This window comes from Salinisphaera sp. Q1T1-3, from assembly GCF_003602005.1.
GTDB lineage: Bacteria > Pseudomonadota > Gammaproteobacteria > Nevskiales > Salinisphaeraceae > Salinisphaera.
Genome location: NZ_QZWD01000005.1, coordinates 216814 through 223470 on the forward strand (window position 1 = coordinate 216814; position 6657 = coordinate 223470).

Genomic DNA, 6657 nt, shown 5'->3' on the forward strand with positions numbered 1-6657 from the left:
CGGGCGGGCGGATGATGGGCACAGTATAGCCGGGTGTCGTGACGCGACCGTGGATGTCGTATGCTGGCGAGCGTCCTGTTACCGTCAGCCCTCCGATGAAGCGCGCCACTCGACTCGCTCATGCCGGCCGCCAGCCGTCCGCTCATTACGGCATGGTCAATACGCCGGTCTATCATGCCTCCACCGTCTTGTTCGATTCGCTGGCGGCATTCGATGCCGCCAGCGTCGATCCGTTTTCCGGCGTGCACTATGGGCGGCTTGGCACGCCGACCCATTTCGCTTTCGAGGCAGCGATCGCGGAACTGGAAGGCGCGCATGGGACCGTGAGCACCTGCTCGGGCCTGGCCGCGATCGCGATCGCGATACTGGCGGTGACGCAGGCCGGTGCTCATGTGCTCGTGGCCGACAATGTCTACGGGCCGACGCGCAAGCTGTGCGACGGCCTGCTGGCGCGACACGGTGTGCGCTGCGAATACTTCGATCCGTTGAGCACGCCCGCGGCACTGGCCGAGCGTTTCACCGAGCAGACCTGCGCGCTCTTTGTCGAAGCGCCGGGTTCGCTGACCTTCGAGATCGCGGATGTGCCGGCGCTCGCCGAATGCGCGCATCAGCACGGCGTGACGGTGATCGCCGACAACACCTGGGGTACGCCGGTCTACTTCGATGCCCTGGGGCACGGGGTGGATTTATCGGTCCACGCGGCCACGAAATACATCGTCGGCCATTCCGATGCCATGCTCGGCACCGTCAGTGCCGTGGACGAGGCGCGTTATCGGGCCGTGCGCGAGACAGCGATCGCGCTCGGCTATTGTGCCGGGCCGGACGATGTCTATCTGGGCGCGCGTGGCCTGCGGACGCTGGGTCAGCGCCTGCCGGTGCACGAGGCCAACGGTCTGGCCCTGGCCAACTGGCTGGCCGAGCAGCCCGGTGTGGCTCGCGTCTTCCATCCGGCCCGCGCCGACCATCCGCAACACGATCGCTGGCTGCGTGACTTTTCGGGCGCCTGTGGGCTGTTCGCGATCGAGCTTGCGCCGATCTCCCGCGAATGTCTCGCTGCGCTGATCGACGGGCTGTCGTTCTACGGTCTCGGCGCCTCATGGGGCGGCTATGAAAGCCTCGTGCTGCCGGTGGATCCGACCCACAGCCGCAGTGCGGTGGCCTGGCAGGCCGACGGGCCGCTGCTGCGGATTCATGCCGGTCTCGAGGATATCGACGATCTCATCGACGACATGGCCGCCGGACTGGCTCGGGCCGGGCTGGCCTGACCTGACCAAGTGACGCCGGTCCCTTGCCAGCCGATCTCCAGGCCGGCGTGACGGTCCGGGCGTGGCTGTGTCGTGATAGTGCCGCGCCCGACCGTCTTGTCATGTCGACCAGGCCAGGCGCAGTCCGGCGAAGACATGTCGATGGGTTGGCGGATAGAAATTGCGGAAACCGGGCCGCCGGATATCGGCCTCGGTGGCGCGGCTCGCGCCGCGTGCGACGAAATGTTTGCCGTCGAACCAGGGCATCGAATACTCGTCGTAGGGAAAGGCCTGAAATCCGGGATAGGGCGCGAATGCGTTGTCGCACCATTCCCAGACCTGACCGACGTGTTCCAGCCGACCGCTGCGTGCCGCGGCTTCCCACTCGACTTCCGTGGGCAGTCGCGCTCCGGCCCATCGGGCATAGGCTCGCGCTTCGTGCCAGCCGATACCGTGGACCGGTGAGTCGGTGGTCTCGACCGGCGCGTCGTCGGCCCGGGCCAGATGCCAGCCGTGCCCGTCGCGTGTCGGCTGCCAGTGCTGGGGGTGGGTGATGGCGTGTCGTGTGCGCCAGGCCCAGCCGGCTGCATCCCACCATCGTGAGTCATGGTAGCCGTCGTCGTTGATGAAACCGAGCCATTGCCCGTTGTCTACCGGACGCCGTGCGATATCGAACGGCTCGAACGAGCGCTCGACCGTGGGCCGTTCATTGTCGTAGGCCACGATGTCGGTCGTGCCCATCACGACCGTGCCGGCCGGCAGCGTGATCCGATCGGCAACCGACGGCCGGGGTGAGATCACGTCGGTCAGCGCTGGCGGCGTCTCGCCGAGAGCCAGTTGGGCACGCGCCATGCGCATGGTTTCGATGTGCTGGGCATAGTGCTGACGGATAAACGCGCGCAGATAGCCGTCGGCCAGCAGATCGTGTGTCTGCTGCTGGGCACGTTGCCAGTAGGTATCGTTGACCGCGTCCAGCTCGCGTGTCCATGCGACCATTTCGGCCGGTCCGGGCAGCCGGGCGCTGCGCTCGCCCTTGGCACACAGCTCGGGAAAATACAGCGTGCGCCAGGGATCGGTGACCCGGGTATCGCCGAAAACCTGTTCGGCCAGCCAGTAATTCTCCACGAAAAAGACATGGCCGACATGCCAGAGCAGCGGGCTGAGTGCCGGGTGCGGTTGGCGACGCAGAGTCGTTTCATCGTAACCGTCGAGCATCGCACGCGACAGATCGCGCAGCGTGGTGAGTCGATCGGGTGGGTTCGCGGTCATCGCAACGTGAGAACGTCGATTCGTTATATCGATACGGTAACAGAGCGCTCCGTCTCGCTCGCACGCCAGCCGGGCGTGTCATCCAGGGCTTCCGAGGCAATCACGCAGGCGCCGTTCCAGTCCCGGTTCACGTAAAGCGATGGCGCCGGTGCGTTGACCGCGCTGCGCACGGCGGACAGGCGTCGCCCGTCGGTGACCATCATGTTCAAGAGCGCCTTGCGCTCGGGCGTTTCGCCGAGCCAGTCATGTACAAGATCCCGCGTGGCCTCGAGTTTTTCGGCCGGCGTGCCGGGCTGCGAGCGGAGTACCGCGAACAGGTACTCGGAATCGGTGTTGCCGTTGATGCTCTCTTCGACGGCGGGAGCGATTGCGTCACGCATCCGGGCCCGAACGAGATGAGCGAATCCCTCGATGTAACCGTTGTGCAGGAACAACAGGCCGTCTCCGGCGAAGGGCTGCGTATTGACGTGATCGGTGCCCAGACCGGCGGTGGCACTGCGCACGTTGCCCATCCAGAGACCGCGCGTCAGGCTGCGGCCGAGGGCGTCGACGTTACCGTCGGCCCAGATGGGCAGCGTATGCCGGTATACGGCCGGACAGCCGTCGTCATCGAACCAGCCGACGCCCCAGCCATCGGCGTTGACGGTGGCGCTGGCCATCTCGCGTGCGTCCCAGGATTGACGGGCCAGACTATGCGCCGGCGCGGTCAGGAAGTCCGCGAGGCGGCGAGGCGGGCCCAGATAGGCAGCGATACGACACATGGTGCGGCGGTCGGCGGGTAATCGTTGCGACCATGATACCGTCGCTGTATCTCTCGTCATGAACACACCATGTCTGAACCGGACAACGACTCGCGACTGCGTCATCACGACGTCCGTCCCACGCGCGAGACGGCCTCGCTCGCCGAAGATGTGCGTCGCGGCCTTCTCGAGCCGCCCCGTGCGCTGCCGCCCAAGTATTTTTACGACGATGAAGGCTCTCAGCTGTTCGAGGCGATCTGCGATACGCCCGAGTACTATCCGACGCGAACCGAGGACGCGCTGCTGGCCGAATCCGCGCATGCCGTGATCGCGCGGGTGGCGCCGGATCACATCATCGAACTGGGCAGCGGCAGCTCACGCAAGACGCGACATCTGCTCGCGGCCTGTGATCGCCAGGGCATCAAGACGCGTTACTGGCCGTTCGAGGTCAGTACGCAGATCATGCTGGACTCGGCTCGCGACTTGCTGGCGACCTATCCGTGGCTGGAAGTCGAGGCCATGACCGGCGATTACACCGGCGGGCTGGCCAACTTACCGCTGGCTGCCGACGGCGGCCGGCGATTGTTCGTGTTTCTCGGTGGCACGATCGGCAACTTCGAGCCGGCGGCCGGTGAGGCGCTGCTTGCGGAAATCCGCGCACTGATGAATCCGGGGGATGCGCTGCTGCTCGGCATGGACCGGGTCAAGGACCCGGACGTGCTCGAGGCCGCCTATGACGATGCGGCCGGGCATACGGCGCGTTTCAACCGTAACGTTCTGACAGTCCTGAACCGCGAGCTCGGGGGGGACTTCCCGATCGCAGCGTATCGGCATCAATCGGTGTTCAACGCCGAGGCATCGCGTATCGAGATGTGGCTCATCGCCACGGCGGCCCATCGCGTGTCTTTCAAGGCCCTGGACGCCGGATTCGAGATGACCGCGGGCGAGGGCATCCGGACCGAGATCAGCCGCAAGTTCAGCCCGGCATCGATACAGCAGTTGCTCGATCGGGCCGGGCTGTCAGCCCAGGATCATTTCGAAGCCGAGGGCGGTGCGTACTCCCTGGTGTTGGCGGCCGAGGCCTGATAACAGGCAGCGCGATCCGCTCAGGCGCCGGCCTCGAGCAGGTGCAGCAGCAAGGCCATCTGTGCATGCAGACGGTTTTCGGCCTCGTCCCAGACCACGCTGGCCGGCCCGTCGATGACTTCGGCACTGACTTCTTCGCCGCGATGGGCCGGCAGACAGTGCATGAACAGGGCATCGGGTGCCGCCCAGCTCATCAGGGCCTTGTTGACCTGAAAGTTGGCGAAGTCGGCCAGCCGTGCCTCGCGGCTCTGCTCGTCGCCCATGCTGGCCCAGACGTCGGTCACCACCAGGTCGGCGCCGTCGGCGGCCTGCTGTGCCTTGTCGTATATCGAAACCTGATCGCCGGCCGCGCGCACGAGGCTGTCATCTGGCGCGTAGCCTTCCGGTGCCGCGATCCGAAGATGGAACCCGAGCAGGCGCGCGGCATTGATATACGAATGGCACATGTTGTTGCCATCACCGATCCAGGCGACCGTGCGGCCGCGGATATCGCCGCGATGCTCGACGTAGGTCTGTAGATCCGCGAGCAGCTGACAGGGGTGCAGACGATCGGTCAGCCCGTTGATGACCGGAACGCTGGCATAGGCTGCAAACTGTTCGAGCACGGCATGCGAATGATTGCGCACCATGACGGCATCGCACATGCCGGACAGCACGCGAGCGGTGTCCTCGACCGGCTCGCCGCGGCCGATCTGTGTATCGCCGGGCGACAGGAAGATCGCGTGGCCGCCGAGGCGCGTCATGCCCGCCTCGAAGGATACACGGGTCCGAGTCGAGGATTTCTCGAACATCATGGCCAGGGTTCGACCGAGCAGGGGGCGATCGGTCGGCGCCTCGCGCTTGCGAGCGATGGCGCTGGCGATCACCGAATCGATACCGGAAGCGCCCAGATCGTCCAGGCTGAGGAAGTGTCGCGCACTCATGATGGAATTGTAATGTCCTGCTTGCGATGACGCGGGCATGCGTCGAGCGGTGTCGACAGCGTCGTCGGATGGGCCCTTTGACTGACGGCGATACCGGCACGGGGCCGGTACGCAGCAAGCCCGACATCCTCCAATAAAAAAGGCCCCGCCGCAATGCGACGGGGCCTCGTTCGCCTGACGGCGGGCCGGCGCTTAGCTGGCCGACTCGAACTTCTTGGCCACACCGTCCCAGTTGACGACGTGCCACCAGGCATCCACGTAGTCCGGCTTCTTGTTCTGATACTTCAGATAGAAGGCATGCTCCCAGACGTCCAGACCGAGGATCGGCTTGCCGGACTCGGCGACCACGTCCATGACCGGATTGTCCTGGTTCGGCGTAGACACGATCTTGAGCTGGCCTGCATCGACGACGAGCCAGACGAAGCCGGAGCCGAACAGACCCGTCGCGGCCGCCGTGAACTGTTCCTTGAAGTCATCGAACGAGCCGAAGGCCGAATCGATGGCCTCGGCCAGCTTGCCGCTCGGCTTGCCACCGCCGTCGGGCGACATGCTTTCCCAGAAAATGATGTGGTTGTAGTAACCGCCACCCTGGTTGCGCACGCCGGCCCCGTGCTGGCCGGCGCTGGCCAGAATCGTCTCGAGATCCTGGTCTTCCAGCGGTGTGCCTTCGATGGCCTTGTTGAACTTCGTCAGATAGGCGTTGTGATGCTTGGTGTGATGGATCTCCATCGTGCGCGCATCGATATGCGGTTCGAGCGCGTCATAATCGTAGGGCAGATCGGGCAGTTCGAATGCCATGACATCTTCCTTGGTAAGGGATGAATCAACGCATTCCATTTATATAGGTTCATGTCGGCTTTTCAAACCCGTGGCTTCACGGACACCGGCGACGGCCGTGGAGCGCCGCATGGCCGGTTTTTGGGCGCAACCCGACGAGACGGCGGTATTTCTCCGCAATCCGACGTTGTCGTTCGCTAGGGCGTGTTGAGGTTTCGTGCGAGCGCCTTTTCGTCGAGAGACCGCCGTGTGTCCGGCAAGGCGCGAGTCGCCTTATCGTGGCGTGCCACGATCAAGGCTCGCAACACCGCCGGACGTGATTTGCGGCCCAACCCGAAGGGACAAGTGCCCCCAAAATCAAAAACACGACGGCAATCCAGCGTTGTAGCACGCTGGCGCAGAATGACACGCCATGCGTGCCATGCCTCGTCTTGTCGCCCATCGTCAATTTCAGGGCGCACTTGGCGCGGACTCGCACGAAACATCAACAGGCCCTAGGTGTGACCTCTCAGTAGATTGTTCATCCGAGCCGCGACCCTTGAAGCTGATGGGTGCTGAAATCCAGAAGCCAAAGGAGCCACCCGGATGAACACGCACAAGAATGCGCGACTCAGCGTT

The 6657-nt window shown here is 64.5% G+C and carries 6 protein-coding genes; 2 read left to right on the forward strand and 4 right to left on the reverse strand.

Annotated elements, in window-relative coordinates; genetic code table 11:
* The first annotated feature begins 95 nt into the window (after positions 1–95).
* Positions 96–1265: a cystathionine beta-lyase gene (gene metC, locus D3260_RS07170; protein WP_120097886.1), complete on the forward strand. Its 1170-nt coding sequence runs from the start codon at positions 96–98 to the stop codon at positions 1263–1265.
* Between the two features lie 99 nt (positions 1266–1364).
* Here metC and D3260_RS07175 read toward each other — a convergent pair whose 3' ends face one another.
* Together D3260_RS07175 and D3260_RS07180 are read right to left on the reverse strand one after the other, a co-directional pair.
* Complete coding sequence (locus tag D3260_RS07175; protein ID WP_120097887.1) at positions 1365–2513, reverse strand: SUMF1/EgtB/PvdO family nonheme iron enzyme; 1149 nt, start codon at positions 2511–2513, stop codon at positions 1365–1367.
* 23 nt (positions 2514–2536) lie between these two features.
* Positions 2537–3274: a class II glutamine amidotransferase gene (locus D3260_RS07180; protein ID WP_158583427.1), complete on the reverse strand. Its 738-nt coding sequence runs from the start codon at positions 3272–3274 to the stop codon at positions 2537–2539.
* A gap of 69 nt (positions 3275–3343) precedes the next feature.
* Here D3260_RS07180 and egtD point away from each other — a divergent pair, with 69 nt between their 5' ends.
* A complete protein-coding gene (egtD, locus tag D3260_RS07185; RefSeq protein WP_120097889.1) occupies positions 3344–4339 on the forward strand; it encodes an L-histidine N(alpha)-methyltransferase in 996 nt (331 codons plus the stop codon).
* Between the two features lie 20 nt (positions 4340–4359).
* Here the strand turns inward: egtD and argF are convergent, their stop codons facing one another.
* A complete protein-coding gene (gene argF / locus D3260_RS07190) occupies positions 4360–5262 on the reverse strand; it encodes an ornithine carbamoyltransferase (RefSeq protein ID WP_120097890.1) in 903 nt (300 codons plus the stop codon).
* Between the two features lie 192 nt (positions 5263–5454).
* Positions 5455–6060: a superoxide dismutase gene (locus D3260_RS07195; RefSeq protein ID WP_120097891.1), complete on the reverse strand. Its 606-nt coding sequence runs from the start codon at positions 6058–6060 to the stop codon at positions 5455–5457.
* Positions 6061–6657: the final 597 nt, after the last annotated feature.